General features: G+C 41.8%; 17 protein-coding genes. 6 read left to right on the top strand and 11 right to left on the bottom strand.

What is annotated here, in order from left to right; all coding sequences use genetic code 11:
- Positions 1-5: 5 nt before the first annotated feature.
- From ACYVNW_RS04700 to ACYVNW_RS04680, 5 genes are all read right to left on the bottom strand, one after another.
- Positions 6-1,478: a hypothetical protein gene (locus ACYVNW_RS04700; protein WP_460678687.1), complete on the bottom strand. Its 1,473-nt coding sequence runs from the start codon at positions 1,476-1,478 to the stop codon at positions 6-8.
- A gap of 4 nt (positions 1,479-1,482) precedes the next feature.
- Positions 1,483-3,822 (bottom strand): TonB-dependent receptor domain-containing protein, encoded by a 2,340-nt coding sequence (locus ACYVNW_RS04695; RefSeq protein WP_460678686.1) that lies wholly within the window; start codon positions 3,820-3,822, stop codon positions 1,483-1,485.
- A gap of 142 nt (positions 3,823-3,964) precedes the next feature.
- The gene (locus ACYVNW_RS04690; RefSeq protein ID WP_460678685.1) at positions 3,965-4,336 is read right to left on the bottom strand and encodes a hypothetical protein; all 372 of its coding nucleotides are present in this window, start codon (positions 4,334-4,336) and stop codon (positions 3,965-3,967) included.
- A 59-nt stretch (positions 4,337-4,395) separates the two neighbouring features.
- The gene (locus ACYVNW_RS04685) at positions 4,396-5,439 is read right to left on the bottom strand and encodes a DUF3810 domain-containing protein (RefSeq protein WP_460678684.1); all 1,044 of its coding nucleotides are present in this window, start codon (positions 5,437-5,439) and stop codon (positions 4,396-4,398) included.
- 52 nt (positions 5,440-5,491) lie between these two features.
- Positions 5,492-5,689, bottom strand: coding sequence for a hypothetical protein (locus ACYVNW_RS04680; protein WP_460678683.1), 198 nt, complete (start codon positions 5,687-5,689; stop codon positions 5,492-5,494).
- A 173-nt stretch (positions 5,690-5,862) separates the two neighbouring features.
- Here ACYVNW_RS04680 and ACYVNW_RS04675 point away from each other — a divergent pair, with 173 nt between their 5' ends.
- Together ACYVNW_RS04675 and ACYVNW_RS04670 are read left to right on the top strand one after the other, a co-directional pair.
- The gene (locus tag ACYVNW_RS04675; protein WP_460678682.1) at positions 5,863-6,762 is read left to right on the top strand and encodes a hypothetical protein; all 900 of its coding nucleotides are present in this window, start codon (positions 5,863-5,865) and stop codon (positions 6,760-6,762) included.
- Between the two features lie 86 nt (positions 6,763-6,848).
- Positions 6,849-7,541 (top strand): DsbA family oxidoreductase, encoded by a 693-nt coding sequence (locus ACYVNW_RS04670; protein WP_460678681.1) that lies wholly within the window; start codon positions 6,849-6,851, stop codon positions 7,539-7,541.
- 80 nt (positions 7,542-7,621) lie between these two features.
- Here ACYVNW_RS04670 and ACYVNW_RS04665 read toward each other — a convergent pair whose 3' ends face one another.
- From ACYVNW_RS04665 to ACYVNW_RS04650, 4 genes are all read right to left on the bottom strand, one after another.
- On the bottom strand, positions 7,622-8,644 hold the full coding sequence (locus tag ACYVNW_RS04665) for a fatty acid desaturase (RefSeq protein ID WP_460678680.1): 1,023 nt from the start codon (positions 8,642-8,644) through the stop codon (positions 7,622-7,624).
- 200 nt (positions 8,645-8,844) lie between these two features.
- Positions 8,845-9,843, bottom strand: coding sequence for an SDR family oxidoreductase (locus ACYVNW_RS04660; protein ID WP_460678679.1), 999 nt, complete (start codon positions 9,841-9,843; stop codon positions 8,845-8,847).
- A 203-nt stretch (positions 9,844-10,046) separates the two neighbouring features.
- Positions 10,047-11,504: an aldehyde dehydrogenase family protein gene (locus ACYVNW_RS04655; RefSeq protein ID WP_460678678.1), complete on the bottom strand. Its 1,458-nt coding sequence runs from the start codon at positions 11,502-11,504 to the stop codon at positions 10,047-10,049.
- A 100-nt stretch (positions 11,505-11,604) separates the two neighbouring features.
- Positions 11,605-12,459: a pirin family protein gene (locus ACYVNW_RS04650; protein ID WP_460678677.1), complete on the bottom strand. Its 855-nt coding sequence runs from the start codon at positions 12,457-12,459 to the stop codon at positions 11,605-11,607.
- A gap of 158 nt (positions 12,460-12,617) precedes the next feature.
- Here ACYVNW_RS04650 and ACYVNW_RS04645 point away from each other — a divergent pair, with 158 nt between their 5' ends.
- The gene (locus ACYVNW_RS04645; protein ID WP_460678676.1) at positions 12,618-13,769 is read left to right on the top strand and encodes an MFS transporter; all 1,152 of its coding nucleotides are present in this window, start codon (positions 12,618-12,620) and stop codon (positions 13,767-13,769) included.
- Here the strand turns inward: ACYVNW_RS04645 and ACYVNW_RS04640 are convergent.
- Both ACYVNW_RS04640 and ACYVNW_RS04635 read right to left on the bottom strand, forming a co-directional pair.
- On the bottom strand, positions 13,766-14,044 hold the full coding sequence (locus ACYVNW_RS04640; RefSeq protein WP_460678675.1) for a hypothetical protein: 279 nt from the start codon (positions 14,042-14,044) through the stop codon (positions 13,766-13,768). The two genes, ACYVNW_RS04645 and ACYVNW_RS04640, sit on opposite strands and share 4 nt — an antisense overlap.
- Before the next feature lie 115 nt (positions 14,045-14,159).
- On the bottom strand, positions 14,160-15,329 hold the full coding sequence (locus ACYVNW_RS04635; protein WP_460678674.1) for an aldose epimerase family protein: 1,170 nt from the start codon (positions 15,327-15,329) through the stop codon (positions 14,160-14,162).
- Between the two features lie 263 nt (positions 15,330-15,592).
- Here ACYVNW_RS04635 and ACYVNW_RS04630 point away from each other — a divergent pair, with 263 nt between their 5' ends.
- The 3 genes from ACYVNW_RS04630 to ACYVNW_RS04620 are packed head-to-tail and all read left to right on the top strand — an operon-like array spanning position 15,593 to position 18,212.
- Complete coding sequence (locus ACYVNW_RS04630; protein WP_460678673.1) at positions 15,593-16,399, top strand: MlaE family ABC transporter permease; 807 nt, start codon at positions 15,593-15,595, stop codon at positions 16,397-16,399.
- A 10-nt stretch (positions 16,400-16,409) separates the two neighbouring features.
- Complete coding sequence (locus ACYVNW_RS04625) at positions 16,410-17,183, top strand: ABC transporter ATP-binding protein (protein WP_460678672.1); 774 nt, start codon at positions 16,410-16,412, stop codon at positions 17,181-17,183.
- Positions 17,184-17,186: 3 nt separating this feature from the next.
- Entirely contained in the window at positions 17,187-18,212 is a 1,026-nt protein-coding gene (locus tag ACYVNW_RS04620) for an MlaD family protein (protein WP_460678671.1), read from the top strand.
- Positions 18,213-18,226 lie beyond the last annotated feature (14 nt).

The following is an 18,226-nucleotide window of genomic DNA, read 5'->3' as shown; positions in this document are numbered from 1 at the left end:
AGTTGTTAAGTTTTACTTTTTAAAAATGCGGCAAAGCCAAACACTGACGCCATAAAAATACCAAATGCAGTCAGCATGGAAACAATATCGCGTACGTCTTTACCAGCCCAGGTCATGCCAAAATACTTGTGCAAAAAGATAAACGAAAATCCTTCTGCCCTGTCAATGCCGGCCACTTTTGTAGCCAGTTTGGCCGATGAGGTTTCTATATACCAATCTTCGTGCTGCGGGTAACTTACCTTTTCAACAGGCAAGCGCTTATTGATGAAACCATATTCTGTTGTAAACTGCTTTGTTAGGGTAATGTTTTGGGGTGTTGCATTGGGCGTATTGCGATAATAATTGGCTAACCATACAGCATACAACCGATCGCCGTTGGCTAATTCAGTGCCGGTTTGGGTATCAAAATATAGCGTTTGCTTGCTTTTAGTAGTAATTTGATAGTAATTTTTCTGGTTAACAGTTGCCAGTGCCATGCGGCTGATCATGCTATCTGCAACTGGTAAATTCAGGTTTGAAAATTTCAAATGATTTACCGATATGGTTTGTGCATAGTGGTTACCGTCTTCTTGATAATTATGCAACTTAACCATCAAATGGAAAAAAGCACTTGTAGTAAATGTAAGCATTACCAAAGACACAATGAGCCCTAACTGCCGGTGAAAGCGATGCGTAAAACGCCTATCCGGTGTCCCCTCTTGCTTTCTTTTTGCGGTTATGGCTTTGAACCGGTTCCAGAGCAACCCATAAATTACAAGTCCGCTGATTAATGTAAATATCATGGCGCCCACCAGTACCAACAATACACCAATACGTAACGGTTCGCCCCAGGCAGCTAAAAACCCCCAGGTGTGCAGTTGCTTGAACAACGACAGAAAGCTTTTACGGGTGTTATTATTAAATGTACCCATCCGGCTTTGAGCAGTTTCAATGTAAACATCCATTCCATCATGGCGCAGGAAACTGATTTTCCATACCGGCAGTAAACGGTTGATAGGTTGGTAAACATCATCAAACTGGGTTTGCAACGTTACATTGGCCAGCTTTGAGGTTTGATCACCTGCAAAATAGCGGGCTAAATATATAGCATATTGCCTGTCACCATCCGGCAGAATGCGGGCATTATCGGCATTGTAATACTGATAAGTGCTATCAGGCAACAGTATTTGATAGTAAGTATGCTGATTGAAATTAACCAGGCCAAAATTTCGAATGGATGATATTCCATTAACCTCGAGTACTCGTTGAAGCGTAAGATCGGATTTTAACTGAGCTAAACTTTTGGGCTTGAACACCTCATTGGGAATAGATGGCCTTAGCCAGTTAGACATGAGCGGATGTAATGTACCACTTAACGTCCACATCATAACCGGAACCAATGCAACAAGGCCTAAAATGCGGTGCCATTTGTAAAAACGCTTAACCCAAGCGCTTGACTTTGGCTTATTTTCAATTGTTGATGATTTGGTTTGTTCCATTGTGTTAATGTTTAGCAAATGAATAACTGATACCCAAAGTGGTTATGCGTGGTGGTGCCGCATAATAAGTATCCGAATAGGTACTGCTGGTTACGTTAGTTGCATAGAGGCGATTGGTGAGGTTAAGTATGTTCAGCCATATACCTAAACCTTTTACAGCTGTTCCCTTAAACTCATAACCTGTGCGCAGGTTAAATATATCATAACCTTCATAAGTTTTGGTGTTGGCATTATCTTTAAAATATTTGCCGATATGCTGCCATTCTAATGCTGCCCTGAAGCCGCTAAAAAAAGAAGGTTTATACGTAACCTCGGCATTGGCAATCCAGGCCGGTGCGTTAACCATGCGGTTACCATTGTAGAATATCGTAGTGTTTTGGCCGCCGATAGTTTGTGTACTGCTGTAAGTGATGTAAGTATGTTGAGCATTGGTACCGCTGAACCGTAATAATATTGACTTTGCCGGGGCATAGGTTAGTGTATACTCAATACCTTTATGGCGTGTAGCGCCTGCATTTTCATTCTGTGAAGTATTATCGGGCTGTAAAACACTTACAATTTCGTTGCGGCCTTCCATATCATACAGGCTTACCTCGAAGTATAATTTTTTATTAAATGATGATATCCATCCGCCCAGTTCATAATTATAAAAAGTGGCCTGCCCTACTTGCTTTAACTGTCTCGAACTGTACAGATCACTCGTTTCAGGCGGCTGAAAACCGACACTGAAATTACCGTAAAAACCATTGTTGTTACCGAGATTATAAGTAAAGCCGGCTTTGGGGGCAAGTACATTAAAGCTGTTGATTTGCTGCTGCTTGTATTTGGTGCGGTTGGCAGGCAGATTATTGTCAAAATCATAAAAAACCCTATCATACCGCAGGCCGGTAACTATACGCAAGGCAGCGGTTGGTTGTAATTCATATTGCACATAAGCGGCGGTATTAAGCAGCTTTATACGGTAGTCATCAATCAACGAATCTGTATTGGTATAACCCGTGTAGTAGTTGGTAGCTGCGTCTTTCTTTATATTCAGAAATTTCGCGTAAAATGAACTTGGGCTGTCGTCCACATATACCCCGGCAATTAAACGAGAATTTAGAAAGCTGAAGTTAATACGATGCTGGGCCAGCAAACCAAAGCTGTGAAAGCTTTGATCGTTTACCTGTCCTGTTGAACGCAGGTACTGTCCTGTAGTACTCCGAACATCTGAAATGTAATAACTGGGCAATTGTGCTGTAGAGTTATTACGATAAAAAACAGTTAAGAAACTGTAATTTTTGCTGTTCCAAATATGATCCAGCCTGGCATCTGCCCTGAAAGCTTCAACTTTCCGGTAAGCAAACTTTTGGTTGCTGCTGTATCCCTGGCTGTAAAAATGCGCACTATCTAAACTTCCCGGTGTTTGGGTATATAAATAATTATACGATGCTTTAGCAGTTAGGTGCGTATTTGTATCAATAGCATAGGTGGTTTTGATAGTACCTGAGCTTTTGTTAAAATCAGAATAATCTTGCCAGCCATGATCTTGTTTGGCCAGATATCCGCCTGCGTACAAGCCAAACTTACCAGAGGTGAAACCTCCGCTTGCATCTGCACGGCGGTAATGGTAGCTATCTTCTTGCAAGCTTACATATCCGGCGTAATCAGATGGTGGGCCCTGCGTAATAAAGTTCACTGCTCCGCCAACCGCATTGCTGCCGTATAATGATGAAGCTGGGCCTTTAATTACTTCAATATCGCGCACACCTGCCATGTTAATTTCATATAACGAGTTATGATTAAAAATACCTACCGGCCTGATGGGCAACCCATCCTCCATGTATAGATACAGCGCACGGGTAGTAATGGGCTGACGTATTTGCATCATGTGCTGTTCAGCATTCAGGTTTACAGTGTTTACGCCGGCTACTTTATTCAGTAATTCATAAACCTGTGTTGCTTTGGTATCTTTAATGGTAGTTGGCGAAATTTTGCTGATGGCCACTGGCGCATCCTGCCGGGCCTGCCCTTCCCTGCTGGCAGATACCACAATGGGTTGAAGGCTTAAAGACGAAGGGCTGAGCTGTATGTTTAATGTATTTCTGAATGGGCCATTTAAGGTTACAGAAGTATAACCCATCATGCTGATTTTGAGTTGAACACCCCGACCGTTCAAATTAAAGCGGCCTTCAGTATTGGTAGTGGCAGAGATTTGTGAATGCTGTGCTGTGTCAACCAATACTACAGTGGCACCAGCCAACGACTCATGAGTGATACCATCGGTAACGGTACCTTTTATATTTTGCTGACCATAGCCGGCCAAGCCGGTAAGCAGCAGCAAATAAGTAAAAAATAATTTCATAAAATATTACATGGCATAGTAAAGCCACTATTTGCAATTAAGTAAGCGGATAGAAAATACTTATAATGCAGAACCTAACCACAATCAACACTGCTGCATTGATATGTTACGACGCATTAATTAAGAAATTGGAGGTAATACTTTATGAAAGCTGGGGAGGATGTATAATAGCGGCGGGAACAGATTCGGGCGTTGCTTCGCAGTACGGAGCGTTAATCACCTGAATAAGTAGTGATGAAAATACTACTTTAGGCTGGGCAGCAAAGAAAGCTTCTTGAAAAAGATTCTTTTGCGATTCTTTTTCTGTGCTGTTCTGCTTTTCTTCGGCTTGCTTCAGCTTTTTCATCAGGTAACATTTACCATTGCAATGCAACCATGGGCGGCTGCGATTTTCGCAAAGTTTGGTGGTAATGTAATTTTTGTTTAGCTCGTAGCCTGCATACGCAAAAAAACGCCCGCAATTAACTGCTAACAGCGCAGTTATTAAAACATAGGCAATTGCTTTACGTAACATGGAGGCAAATATAGTAACCTTAATTGATGCGGAGGTAATAATCAGCTGTAATACCTCTATCAGCTACCGATTGTTTTTCTCCTACGGTAATAAGCCATAGTCAGTACAATCATGCGGTTGTAAGTACGTAAACCTTCCGGTTGTTTGTTGGCTTTCAAAAATGCATTGTAAAATATACCCGTAATGCGCTCCATCCGGCCTTCATATTTAGACCAGTATGCGCTATCAGCTTTAAAATCATCTTTTACCTGCGGCGATAACTGCTGTCTGAACAGATTATATTGTACACTATCGCGCCGGTGCAGGTAAAATAAAAACTCCTGGCTGGCTAAATAGTAAGCTGAGTAGCGCTGCAACGCATCAGCAGAATGAATGCCTGCTAAAAAACCTAAAAAATTAGCCTCATCTTCTCGGGCGAAACCTAATTGATGCGCCATTTCGTGACAAGCAGTGACCGGGCGGTCAAACAAGGGCATTTGCGTATTCATTTGAGCTTCGCCTGTAAACGGATTATTATATCCCGAAGTGCCCATATAATTCATCAACGGTGTAAATAATGATTTTTTTACTTTAGGGTTCCAGCCCGAAAGGTGAAGTTCTCTATTTTTCAAAGCATTTACGGCTGTTGCGGCAGTGGTATAGATTTGATTATTGCTTTGATGACAGTCAGCCGCTTTAAGATCGGAGCGGCTGCGGTTTAAACTATCTATCAGTTGAGTAGCTACTTGCTTAACATCAGTCATGTTGTAAGCGGTATCGCGCAGATTGAGTACCTGATATGCGGGCAACCTCGAATAATTTAAGCCCCAACATATGTAGAACATCAAAATAAGCAATTGTATTACCCAAATACCATTCAGCAACCTTGAACCAACCTGCTTAAATTTGCGCTTTGTAGCTAATTTGATGCAAGCAATTAAACTGTACAAAACCCATAAAACTAAAGCCAGGTAACCGATATCTCCAACGCTGAACGGAATATAATTGAGTACCAGCCTTAACAGAGAAGAAATGTAAACAAACAGGCCGTGGGTATAATAGTGCTCAATAAACGCAGGGTAGCGCGACAGCACTGCTATCAGCGATAGCAGAATACTAAACAAAACAATCTTTTTAAACGGTGGAAGAAACAAGGGAATTGATGAAAAAAATTAATTAATACGCCTCGTCTTTGATTTCTTCCCAGTATATATTATCAAAAAAAACGCCGTTTGATACTGCTACCTCCGCCTTAATGGTTTCCAGCTGCTGCTGCGTTTGTGATGCATCAAGTTCACTATTTATGGTATAATAGTAAATGGCATTGCCAGTGTTTACATTAATGAACTTATAGTGTTTTGCTGTGGTTTCCATAGGTAAAAAAAATTTGAGCAGTAACGTTGAGTAAAATTACGAATTTTGACTCACTTAATTTACCGTGTATATATTTACTAACGTTAATAAAACACGGATAGATACAAACATAAAATAGATTTATGAAGTCTTCGTTTATACAAAACCCGATGCAAAGAAGGCTGCTACCCTATATGAAAAGAATCCCCAAAAAACGAATCATTATTGCTGTTACACTAATTTGGTTTGCTATTGCTTATGCCAAAACCAAGCGGCAGGGTCATCCACCTATATCCGGCAAGCTTGACAATGCAGAAATGAACGAAGTTTCTGATATGGTAGCTTCATCTGTGTACCCGAATACCTTTTATGTGCACAATGACAGTGGCGACAGCAGTCGTTTTTTTTCCATTAACGCGCAAGGACATTTAAAGACAACCTATCACTTTCAGGGGACTGCCGGCGGCGCATTAGGGGTGCAAGACTGTGAAGAAATGGCGGTTGGACCAGGCCCGGAAGCTGGAAAAAGTTATTTGTACATGGGCGATATAGGCGACAATGGTGCCAACCGCAGGTTTATCACCGTATATCGTTTTGATGAAAGTGAACTTTATGCAAAAGGCACCTATAGCACTGTTAATACCGTGCCTGTACATCTTGTATACCCTGACCGGCCCCATGATGCGGAGGCAATGATGGTTGATCCGGTTGAGAAGCTGCTGTATATTGTAACGAAGCGCACCGGGAACGTAACGGTATATACCGCCCCGCTTGATTTTAAAGCTAATGATACTTTAAAACTAATACCCCGCTGCCAATTGCATTTTAAAGGTCTGCAACCCTTAAAGTGGATTGTAGCCGGAGATATAGCTAAAGATGGCAGTCAAATTCTGTTAAAGAGTTACGTAAAAGTATATTACTGGAAGCGTAATGGAAAGGAACCTGTATGGCAAGCCATGATGCGCAAAGCCCAGGAGCTGCCTTACGAGCAGGAAAAGCAAGGCGAAGCTATTGGCTTTGCACCCGACGGCAAAAGTTATTATACCACCAGTGAGGGCTTAAACGCACCTATTTATCATTACTCTATACCTTAAAAACCCGAAGTGGATTTTTACATTACAAAAACCACTATTAATTCAAGTTATCTTACTTTAGCCTTTATCAAATTTACTTAACGAGAATGAAGATAGAAATATGGTCTGATATACAGTGCCCTTTTTGCTACATTGGTAAACGCCGTTTTGAGCAGGCACTGACCGAATTTGAACACCGGGATGAAGTAGATATACAATGGAAAAGTTTTCAGTTAAACCCTGATTTGGTTACCAATACAAATATCAACATCAACGAGTATCTTGCTGAAGCTAAGGGTTGGACCATAGATTATGCTGCACAGCTTAACCAACAGGTAACCGAAATGGCAGCCGAGGTAGGTTTAGAATATCACATGGACGACGCTGTTGTGGCCAATACTTTTACGGCTCACCAATTTGCACATGCAGCGGATGAGAATGGTAAAGGTAACGAAGCTCAGGAATTGTTGTTCAAAGCTTATTTTCATGAAGGAAAAAACATTGCCGATACTAATGTATTAATCGATATAGGTGAACAACTCAACTTAAACACAGATACGCTTCGGAAAGATTTAGCTGAAAATATATACGCTGATGCGGTGCGCAGAGATATGTACGAAGCCCAAGTGCTAAACATTAGAGGGGTGCCCTTTTTTGTTCTGAATGATAAATATGCAGTTTCGGGCGCTCAACCTTCTGCTGTATTTTTGCAAGCCCTTGAAAAAGCTTACGCCGAGGGTTTACCTGCTTTACAGGCAGATCAGGAAGGGAATGCGTGTGCAACTGACGGGGAGTGTTAGTTGCTGAAATCATATCTTAAAATACAAAAGGCCTGATGTAATGACATCAGGCCTTTTGTATTTAATTTTATAAAAGGGCTTTACAAAGCAGCTTCAACGTTATCTTTCGGTAAAGATGAAGTACGAGGCGCTTTAATTGCACCTGAGCCTTCTTTACCGCGATTTGAACGCGCCGTACGTGAAAACACAGACAGTTCCCGGTTGAATATAAACTTAAACAGCAAGCCGGTGTAAGAGGTATGATATCCTAAATCTTCGTAATGCTTACCTCCAAGCGACTTAATCTTTGGTAACCTGTTCCACGGAATAGATGGAAAATCGTGGTGCTCGTTATGATAACCTACATTCAGGTTAACTACGTTTAAGCGGCCATAGTAACTTTTGGTTTCCTGTTCGCCATGGGTTAAAAAGTGCTCCTGCACCCAACGTGCACCCAGTGGGTGTAAGCCTACTGAAAAGAAGAAGCTCAATAATAAAAATACAATAGCTTTTGCTCCTAAAAAATAGGCAACCGCTGCCACGAAAGCAATTTCAACTACCCAGTTTACCACTGTCCAGCGGTCAAATAATTTAATCTCTTTGGTTAAACGGAATGGACGAAGTGCCTGAAACACAGGATAAAACAGCAACCATACGGCTTTTCCAAAAGCTGAATTATCAATCAGCCGGGCTTCCCAATGGAAAGGCATATCTGCATCGAGCGCCTCAACACCCTGAAATGAGTGATGTTTTAAATGATATTTTTGAAACGATACTGAACTTGGTAATAACAATGGCAAGTTAGCGGTCATGCCGGCTATAAGGTTGAGTGTTTTGTTTTTGAATACCAAATTATGGGAACACTCATGGATGCAAACATACAAAGTGTGGCAAGCAAAGGCTCCAACACAGTAGGCCACCAGTACATTAATCCACCAGGCGGCATCCTTCAATACATAAGCCAGTACTACCTGCAGGGCTACACATCCCAGTATGATTAAAAAAGTGTAAGGATTACGGCCAATCAGCTCACGAATTTCGGGGTGCTGTTTTATTATAGATTTTGTACGGCCTTTATGCGGTTCACACTCATCCGACCATCTGAAGGTTTTATTCTTCGCCATTAGTTAATTAAATTAATTACTGTTTTATTGGGTTAAAACTGCGTTAGGTTTAATCTTATTGTTTAGTCCCCTAAAAATGCATTTAAAAAGTTGAATAAAAAATTTTTAGTCATAAAAAAAGCAGAAGTGAGTAGAACTTCTGCTTTTAAATTAAAGGAAAATCTTTTTATAATGCAGTGAATATATTGCAAATCACAGCATTACATCCATTTCCTTAATGCAAGTAATCCGCCGATTGCAAAACCGGCAAGGCCTGCAATTTTTACTGCTTTAGACGATGTTTTGGTTTTGGAGGTGTATCCGCCGGATATCTTATTATCTTCACCTGTGGGCTCAAAAATACTGCCGTTGGTTACGGGCACCGGCTCTGCCTGTTTAAAGTAGTAATCCATAATTTTCACCAGCGAAAAACGCGTGATGTTTGGAGCAAACAGCGCGCTTAAACGCGCCAGGTAAGCCATCCCTCCTACTAAAGTACTGCCTTTAGGCTCCTGGGCAAGTTTGACTATAGTATTCGCTACTTTTGATGTAGGCGTAACAGGTTTCATCGGCTTCAATTTTTTACCTGTATAGTTGGCAGCATGTGCCGGTCCCGGCGTATCAACAAACGAAGGGTAAACATCGCATATATGTATTCCGGGGTAGCACTGTAATTCTCCGCGCAGCGCTTCGGAGTACCCACGAACGCCAAATTTACTTGCTGCATATCCTACCGAATACGGCAGCGCAACAAAGCCGCCTACCGAGTTTACATTGATGATAATACCCGAGCCATGCTTTTTAAAACAAGGTAAAACTGCGTGTGCACCATTGATGTAACCCAACAAATTGGTACGCACTATTTGCTCATGCACTTCAATCGGGATAGAATTGAATTCACCTAACGCACCAATACCGGCCACGTTCACCCAAACATCAATAGTGCCTCCAAACAGGCAGGCGTCTTTCGCCAATTGCTTTACCGCTTGGGCATCACCTACATCAGCAACTACAGCTATTGCTTTGGCCCCTAAGCGGTCGCAAACCGATACCACTTCATCGAGCGCTTCTTTCTGGCGGGCCGCCAGTACCAGTTTGGCACCGTGGTTGGCAAATGCCAGTGCAGTAGCCCGGCCAATACCGCTTGATGCACCGGTAATAACAATCGTTTGCTTATGTAAGGGTTTGTTTTGCTTAAAATACTGCGTAGTGGTACTCATATAGTGATGTTAAGTATTTTTCAAATTAAGTAGATCAGACACAAGCTGTGAATGTGCCATGTAAGATACAGGCAAGCCAAAACATTTGTTTACCTTGTGGTTGATATTTATGAAACTTAATGTGTTGGATAAAGTATTCAATCAGTATGTAAAAAACAAAAGCAGCGATTAAGCTGCCCTTGTGAAATAATGGTTGTCTCAATTTAAAAAGGATATTTCCGTGGTTCTACCTGAACGCTGATCCATTGTACAGTAGTAAGTTCATCTAAAATAAAATCGCCACCAAAACGGCCTACGCCAGAGTTCTTCTCACCGCCGAACGGAGTATTCATTTCATCGTTTACAGATTGGTCGTTAATATGAATCATACCAGTTTCTACCTGTTTGGCAAACTGTATACCCCTTTGTAAATCGCGTGTGTGCAGTGCGCCACTCAGGCCGAACTGTGTACCATTTGCTAAATCAAGCGCCTCAGCATCGTCCTTAAATTTCACTAAGCCCACTGCCGGTCCAAATATTTCTTCCTGAAAAATCGGCATATCCTTGGTCACATCAGAAAGTACAGTAGGTTCTACTACATTGCCATGTACATTCCCGCCGGTTTCGAGTTTGGCACCAGCCTGCACTGAGCGCTCTATCAAATCCTGCACGTGCTTTACAGCTTTTTGATCAATCAGCGGACCGATGATGGTGTTTTTATCCGATGGGTCACCGAAAGGTAAAGCGGCAGCGCGTTTCACAAACTTGTCTCTAAATTCGTCATAAATATTCTCGGCCACTAATATGCGGTTGGTTGACATACAGATTTGTCCCTGGTGCATAAAACGGCCAAATATGGCGGAATCTACAGCACGGTCTACGTCGGCATCGTCCAGAATAATCATTGCGTTATTACCACCGAGTTCAAGGGCTAATTTTTTGAGGTTCTCGCCACCAATTTTACCAATACCCTTACCTACTGGTGTAGAGCCCGTAAATGAAATCAGCCTTGATGCTTCCTGCGCTACGAAATAGTCACCTATCTCACCCGATTTGCCAACAACGCAGTTAAATACCCCGGCTGGTGCGCCGGCTTCTTCAAAAAGTTTTGCGATGAAGGTACCGCCGGTAACCGGCGATTGTGATGCGGGTTTAATAACAATCGTATTACCTACTGCAATAGCCGGCGCAATGGTACGCATGGATAAGTATAAAGGAAAATTCCAGGGGCTTATCATGCTCACTACACCCAGCGCTTTACGAAATACATAGGTTTCCTTGCCCTCGGTATATGACGGGATGGTTAAGCCGTTTACTCGTGTAGGGTACCCAGCCGCCTCTATCAGCATGTTATATGACTGTGTAATCTCTACCTGTGCTTTTAAATGAGTGCCACCGGCCTCTTTGATAATCCATTCGACGAGTTCGTCTTTTCGCTGTAATAGAAGCTCAGCAGCTTTCAGCATCAAGTCGCGGCGTACCAAAGGATAAGTTTTTGCCCAGGTTTTTGATACCTCTTTGGCTACGGCAAAAGCCTCATCCACATCATCTTTACCTGCTGCTTTAAAACTGTTCACTAAACTATTGTCGTAAGGGTTCAGGTTTTCAATTACATCTTCTGTTTTGCCTTCCCGCCAAACGCCATTTATGTATTGTAAATTCAAATCTGCGTACTTTTCCATATTGTTATAATTAATTATTAGTTAATATCAACATACTAAACAGATAAGAGTTTCTAAACAAGCAAGTTTTAAAGGCTTATATTATAACCTGGTTGGTGTATTAGTGGTCCCAAGTACCAAACCTTCCCCTCCGATAATCATCGTAGGCCTCTTTTATTTCCTGTTCTGTATTCATCACAAAGGGCCCTTGAGATACTACCGGCTCATTAAATGGCTCGGCATGCCCGAATAGCACGACGCTGTTTACATCCGCCTTAATAGTTACTTCGTTACCATCGTTGTTAAATTCAACTAATTGTAATGCTTTTGCAGCAGTGCCGTTAACGGTTACTTCTCCTGTAATGACATAAAAAAATATGTTATGCTCAACAGGAACAGGAAGAGTAATGTCGCCTTCGTCGTTCATGTAGATGGTGCATAAAAAGATATCAATTTCTGGTTTAAATGCTCCTTGAGTTCCTTCCCATTCACCAAATGTGAGATTAAGCCTTACTTTCCCTTGGCTAAGCGGTATTTCCGGTATTTCGGCTTTTTGCTTGCCAATGTAAAAAGGTTCAGACATTTTAAGACGGGCGGGCAGATTAATCCAAAGTTGAAGTATTTCCATTGGGCCACCCTGCTGCTTGAATTCATCAGAAGAAATTTCCGCATGAATTAATCCTCGCCCCGCACGCATCCATTGTACACCACCTGAGGTGATTACGCTTTCGTGGCCACTGCTATCCTTGTGAGCGATATCACCATCCAGGATAAACGTTACCGTTTCCATACCGCGGTGCGGATGTGGGCCGAAGGGCAGTCCGCTGTTATTTGGTGGGTAAACCTGCGGCCCGTGATGGTTTAAAAACAAAAAAGGGTCGATATATTGAACTGAAGCGGTTGGAAGCGCCCTGTAAGTTACCAAATCCGCAATGGGTGAATATACCGCTTGATGTATTTTTTTAATTGTACGCATGATGTTATAAAAGTATAATCTATGCTACATACAACTGATAATTTTGTGTGCCTTTATAACTTTATGGTGTTTACAATAAGTGATGTAATTGTTGAACTTATACCTTTGTCAATCAAATTGCCTATTTTTGTATTAGTGTAATTCATACACTTTTGAACATGGCTAAAAATACATTAGCAATAAATAACAGACTGGTATTACGGATAGCTGTTGGCACCATGTTTTTTTGCGCCGGACTGATCTTTGCCAGCTGGGCATCACGTATTGCTACCATACAACAGCATTTAGGTGTATCTGATGCCGGATTAGGAGCTATACTGTTTTCCATTCCTGTGGGGTTAATGCTATCACTCCCCTTTTCAGGATGGATTATCAGTAAGATAGGCAGTCGTAATTTACTGGTAACCGCACTGGTTGCTTATAGTATTATACTGGTGGGCTTAGGAACTGCAACCACTGTGCCTGTGCTTGTTATATGCCTTGTTCTATTTGGCTTTGCCAGTAACGCAGTAAATATTGCGGTAAATACACAAGCAGTTGCCGCAGAACATTTATACAGCCGACCAATATTGGCATCATTTCATGGCTTATGGAGCCTTGCAGGCTTTGCAGGTGCGGGCATTGGCACTTTGATGATTGGTAAAGGCATCATTCCCTCCTATCATTTTATGCTGATAATGGGCATAAGTATTATAGGTGTTGTATTCAGTGTTAAATCATTAGCAAATGATAAAGGCCCGGTAGACAGCGGCCCTGCTTTTGTGATGCCCGACCAATCGCTGATAAAACTCGGCCTGATTGCCTTTTGCTCATTAATATGCGAAGGTGCTATGTTTGACTGGAGCGTTATTTATTTTAAGAAAATTGTGTTGGCTCAAGGCGCCTGGATGGGTGCCGGATATACTGCATTTATGTGCACCATGGCTACCGGCCGCTTCGTAGCCGACAGCTTTGCCCACCGTTTCGGCATAAAATTCACTTTGCAGGTAAGTGGTTTGCTTACTGCATTGGGCTTATTTATAGCGGTGTTATTCCCTTATTTATATACTGCAATGGCAGGGTTCCTGCTGGTGGGTTTTGGGGTATCATCAGTAGTGCCGCTCATTTACAGTGCAGCCGGCAAATCGAAAACCATGTCGCCCGGTATGGCGTTGGCAGCAGTTTCAACCATTGGCTTTGCCGGATTTTTGGCAGGGCCGCCCATCATTGGATTTCTGGCTGGTGCTTTTAGTTTGCGCGTTTCATTTACCCTGATTGCAGTAATGGGATTATGTGTGGCGGCTGTATCCACTAAGGCAAAACTTGATTAATAATGCTTGGCTGTATTTAAATCTGCATCGGTAGGATTAATGACATACTCGTGTACTTCCCTGCCATTTTGTAATATAAATTTAAGTCGCTCTTTAGGCAAATCAATATCTAATGATAACGTAGCCAGTACATCGGGCAGGTTTTCCATTACTGTGCTTACGCTATGCGTTTCGGGTATAGCAACTAAAATATCATCTCCTTGCGCAGAAATTTTCCAGTTGGGCACATTGGCATTATTTGTTATTTGGATCCATTTTTCCTGGTAGGCGTTCATATGTATTGTGTATTGACGTATTTGTAATAATGATCTTTTAAAGATTTTGTTTAGTAATTACCACTAAACAAAAAAGGGACGCCATTAAAGCGTCCCTTTTTTATGTTATATCTTTCTACTGCTTATAAAACTTATAAATAGTAATGCTCTTATAAGTTTGGCCCGGTTTCAATTCTGTGGTTGGAAATGAGGGATGATTCGGAGAATCCGGGAAGTGTTGGGTTTCCAATGCGAATGCAGTTCGCAGGCTATCCTTTACTCCATTTTTGAAAGTATAATCGCCTTTCATGAAATTACCGCTGTAAAACTGCACACCTGGCTGATCGGTATACACCTCCATTTTTATTTTACTCTTATCGCCTTGTACAGTGATGACAGGTATTTGAAGGGTATGTTTGTTTAATACAAAATTATGGTCATATCCTTTACCGAAGATGAGCTGCTGGTCGCCCTCATTAATTCTTGAACCGATGGTGGCTGCCTTTCTAAAATCAAAAGGTCCGTTTTCTACTACTTTTAATTCACCGGTTGGAATTAATTTGTCATCCACAGGTGTAAACTGATCAGCATCAATCTTTAGCGTATGTTCTAATATAGTACCTGCACCGCAACCGTTGAGGTTAAAATACGAGTGATTGGTGAGGTTTAAAACCGTAGGTTTATCTGTTGTAGCTTCGTAGGTAATTTTAAGCGCGTTATCATTAGTTAATTCATATATAACTTTTGAAGTAAGCGTTCCCGGAAAGCCTTCCTCACCATCTTTTGATACATAGGTTAATTCCAGGGTATGATCATCCAGCTGTTTAGCATCCCATACATGGCTGTCAAAACCGGTTTTGCCTCCATGTAAGGCATTGGGGCCGTTATTGGTCGGTATGGAGTATTCTTTTCCTTCCAACTTAAACTTCCCATTGGCCAGGCGGTTACCGTAACGGCCTATCAGTGCACCATAATAATTGGTTGAAGATTTTTCGTAACCATCAACATCATTGAAGCCGGTTACCACATCAACGGTGTTGCCCGATACTGATGGCACCAACAGGCTTACCAAACGGCCGCCGAAGTTAGTAATGGCAGCTTGTGCTCCGCCGGCATTTTTCAAATAAAATAAGGTTACTTTCTTACCTTCCTTGGTTTGATTAAAACCGTCAGGCTTTGGCAATTGTCCCGCTGTGGTACTGTCTTTCATGGTTTGATTGGAAGAAGTGGATGTGCAAGCCGTTTGTGAAAACGCTAACAGCGCTCCGGCAACGGCAAGTGGATAAAATGTTTTATTCAATCTCATTTGAGTTAAATTTAGGATGGGTGTAAGTTAAGTTAAATTTTAATATCCATCGCTCATTTAATGTTAACATCATTTAACAGTAAAATGTCAGTATTAATTTTCATAAACCGTTTACAGGCGTATTTTTGCAGCTGAATGCCTATGCCGAAAATTATATGCACAATTTTTACGTAGGTACTACAGCTTTGCAAAACAACACTCGGCAACATTTGTAGTGTGTACAGCAAAACAACAGCATATTACGCGTATTTACAGTACCCTTGATGGACAACCAAAACAGCAGCACAACTGCACCTGATAACAAACCCTCGTTGAAAGACAAGTTCATAGATACCTTTGCAGGTGTTTATGATGTATATCAGTTTATTTTGCGTTTTTTTAAAGAGGCGTTTACCCCACCTTACGAATTCAGAGAACTCATCAGGCAGTTGTACCAGATTGGTGTTCGCTCTCTTGCACTGATTACGCTAACCGGTTTTATTGTTGGTTTGATATTTACCAAGCAGTCCCGCCCTTCGTTATCACAATTTGGCGCTACATCATGGTTACCCTCGCTGGTGTCTATAGCTATCATGCGTGCCTTGGCTCCGCTCATTACCGCTTTAATATCGGCAGGGCGCGTAGGTTCAAGTATCGGTGCCGAAATTGCCTCCATGCGGGTGACCGAGCAAATTGATGCGATGGAAGTTTCAGGTACCAAACCCTTTAAGTATTTGGTTTGTATCAGGGTATTAGCCACAACTGTAAGTATCCCCATTCTGGCTATGTATGTAGCTTTTGTAGCTTTATTGGGTGGATATCTTAACGTAGCCCAAAACGAGGGTACCAGTTACAGCACTTTTATGCAGCAGGTGTTTCAGCCACTTGGTTTCATAGACTTTTATTCGTCATTTATCAAGTGTGTCATTTTCGGTTTCACTGTTGGTATTGTGGGCTGTTATAAAGGATGGAATTCATCAAGCGGGACGGCTGGTGTAGGCAAAGCTGCTAACTCGGCAGTAGTTACGGCCATGTTCCTGGTGTTTATTGAAGAAATTATTATTGTACAAATTACCGGCTGGTTCAGATAAAATAATCTTTATGGAAAAGAAAAACACCAATATAGATTACAACAATCCGGTTATTGATATCAAAGGATTACAAAAATCCTTTGGCAATTATCATGTGTTGCAGGGCATCGACCTGAAATTACATCAAGGGGAAAACCTGGTTGTACTGGGCCGTTCAGGTACTGGTAAGTCTGTACTGATCAAAATTATATCCGGATTGCTGAAAGCAGATAGCGGCAATGTAAATGTACTGGGGTATGATATGAATAACATATCTGGTCAGGATTTGACAGAGTTGCGCCGCCGTATTGGCTTCTCTTTTCAAAACAGCGCGTTATACGATAGTATGACCGTACGCGAGAACCTGGAGTTTCCGTTGGTGCGCAACCAAAAAAACTTAAAGCGCAAAGAAGTAAAGGAAATGACCGAGCGGGTGTTGGATGCGGTAGGTTTACTGCAAACCATTAACCAGATGCCGGCCGAACTATCAGGTGGCCAGCGCAAACGTATCGGTATTGCCCGTACCTTAATTTTAAGGCCAGAAATTATGCTGTATGATGAGCCAACCGCTGGTCTTGACCCTATTACATCAACTGAAATTAACAACCTAATTAATCGTGTTCAAGAACGCTTTCATACGTCATCCATTATAATTACCCACGACTTAACCTGCGCTAAAACCACCGGTGACCGCATAGCAATGCTATTAGACGGCCAGTTTAAACGCCAGGGAACGTTTGATGAGGTGTTTAATACGGACGATGAGCGAGTAAAACATTTTTATGAATATAACTTTATTGATTAATACATGAGTAGTTCAAGTAACGGAAGAGCAGCCATCGTTGGCTTATTTATAGCTATCGGGCTTGCCATTTTGATAGTTGGCGTGTTTACCCTTGGCGGCCAGCAAAAAACTTTTGTAAAAGGATTACATATCACCGCCCGCTTTTCAGATGTATCAGGCCTGATTAAAGGTAATAATGTATGGTTTTCGGGGGTTAAAGTTGGAACGGTAAAGAAAATTTCTTTTACGGGTACGCATCAGGTAGATGTGGAATTTAACGTAGATGGTGCTGTACAAAAGTATATTCACCGTAATACCGGCGCCCGCATTGGTTCTGAAGGTTTCATCGGCAACAAAATTATCGTACTGGATGGTGGCAGCGCTGACGCACCTGAAATTCAGGATGGTGATTTAATTAAAGCGCAAACCATGCTATCAACCGATGATATCATGAAAACGCTACAGCAGAACAATCAAAACCTGTTAGCCATTACGGGCAATTTTAAAAAATTAAGCCAGCAGATTGTAGAAGGTAAAGGTTTAGTTGGCGCTTTAATGACTGACTCGGCTATGGCCTATAAATTCAGAGGCATTGTGCAGAATTTACAGAACACTACACAAGCTACGCAGGTAATGGCGCAGCAACTGGATCGCTTTAGCGCTAAAGTGAACACCAGAGGCGGATTAGCAGATAAGGTGTTTACTGATACTTCAGTTTTCAATCGCTTGCAAGCTTCGGCTAATAATTTTCAGGCCGCATCAGCTAAAGCCAATACAGTGGTTGATAACTTAAATCGCGCCAGTTCTAAATTAAACAGCACCGACAATGCACTTGGCGTACTATTAAATGATGGCCCAAGCGCTTTGCAGTTGAAAAGCACTTTAAACAACCTACAGGAAAGTTCTGTAAAACTGAATGACGATTTAGAAGCTGTGCAGCATAATTTTCTGTTAAAGGGCTTTTTCAAGAAACGTGAAAAAGAAGAACAGAAAGTGAAGATGCTCGATTCGATGCATATTGCACCAAGAAAGATTAAAGTAAAAAATTAACCTCAAATACATCT

The sequence above is a fragment of the Mucilaginibacter koreensis genome (assembly GCF_054783355.1).
This window is presented reverse-complemented; position numbering and strand designations above follow the sequence as displayed.

Coding starts and splice junctions, on each gene's coding strand:
- ACYVNW_RS04650 (WP_460678677.1), bottom strand. CDS start 12,459: ATGCGTACAATTAAAAAAATACATCAAGCGGTATATTCACCCATTGCG.
- ACYVNW_RS04700 (WP_460678687.1), bottom strand. CDS start 1,478: ATGGAACAAACCAAATCATCAACAATTGAAAATAAGCCAAAGTCAAGC.
- ACYVNW_RS04680 (WP_460678683.1), bottom strand. CDS start 5,689: ATGGAAACCACAGCAAAACACTATAAGTTCATTAATGTAAACACTGGC.
- ACYVNW_RS04660 (WP_460678679.1), bottom strand. CDS start 9,843: ATGAGTACCACTACGCAGTATTTTAAGCAAAACAAACCCTTACATAAG.
- ACYVNW_RS04665 (WP_460678680.1), bottom strand. CDS start 8,644: ATGGCGAAGAATAAAACCTTCAGATGGTCGGATGAGTGTGAACCGCAT.
- ACYVNW_RS04670 (WP_460678681.1), top strand. CDS start 6,849: ATGAAGATAGAAATATGGTCTGATATACAGTGCCCTTTTTGCTACATT.
- ACYVNW_RS04625 (WP_460678672.1), top strand. CDS start 16,410: ATGGAAAAGAAAAACACCAATATAGATTACAACAATCCGGTTATTGAT.
- ACYVNW_RS04675 (WP_460678682.1), top strand. CDS start 5,863: ATGAAAAGAATCCCCAAAAAACGAATCATTATTGCTGTTACACTAATT.
- ACYVNW_RS04630 (WP_460678673.1), top strand. CDS start 15,593: ATGGACAACCAAAACAGCAGCACAACTGCACCTGATAACAAACCCTCG.
- ACYVNW_RS04620 (WP_460678671.1), top strand. CDS start 17,187: ATGAGTAGTTCAAGTAACGGAAGAGCAGCCATCGTTGGCTTATTTATA.
- ACYVNW_RS04635 (WP_460678674.1), bottom strand. CDS start 15,329: ATGAGATTGAATAAAACATTTTATCCACTTGCCGTTGCCGGAGCGCTG.
- ACYVNW_RS04645 (WP_460678676.1), top strand. CDS start 12,618: ATGGCTAAAAATACATTAGCAATAAATAACAGACTGGTATTACGGATA.
- ACYVNW_RS04640 (WP_460678675.1), bottom strand. CDS start 14,044: ATGAACGCCTACCAGGAAAAATGGATCCAAATAACAAATAATGCCAAT.
- ACYVNW_RS04695 (WP_460678686.1), bottom strand. CDS start 3,822: ATGAAATTATTTTTTACTTATTTGCTGCTGCTTACCGGCTTGGCCGGC.
- ACYVNW_RS04655 (WP_460678678.1), bottom strand. CDS start 11,504: ATGGAAAAGTACGCAGATTTGAATTTACAATACATAAATGGCGTTTGG.
- ACYVNW_RS04690 (WP_460678685.1), bottom strand. CDS start 4,336: ATGTTACGTAAAGCAATTGCCTATGTTTTAATAACTGCGCTGTTAGCA.